This is a genomic window from Achromobacter sp. GbtcB20, assembly GCF_019091095.1.
In the GTDB taxonomy this organism is placed as follows: domain Bacteria; phylum Pseudomonadota; class Gammaproteobacteria; order Burkholderiales; family Burkholderiaceae_B; genus Achromobacter; species Achromobacter mucicolens.
Genome location: NZ_JAGXJZ010000838.1, coordinates 1 through 241, shown reverse-complemented (window position 1 = coordinate 241; position 241 = coordinate 1). Strand labels below are relative to the sequence as shown.

Here is a 241-nt window from a genome sequence, read left to right as displayed (position 1 = left end):
ATCGACGGCATCGAGGCGCTGCGCTCGGCCACCTGGAGCTTCCCCTCGTTCAGCCTGGAGTCGGTGGCCCAACAGCTGCCGGGCGAGGGCAAGGCGATCGACAATCCCTTCGACCGCATGGCCGAGATCGACCGCATGTTCGCCGAGGACAAGCCGGAGCTGGCGCGCTACAACCTGAAGCACTGCGAGCTGGACACGCGGATCTTCACGCACACCGGGCTGCCCGAATTCCTGATGGCGC

General features: G+C 66.4%; 1 pseudogene. It reads left to right on the top strand.

The annotated features are described in order from the left end of the window. Window positions 1–241, top strand: a pseudogene (locus KVT32_RS31325) (DNA polymerase II); the annotation flags it as partial.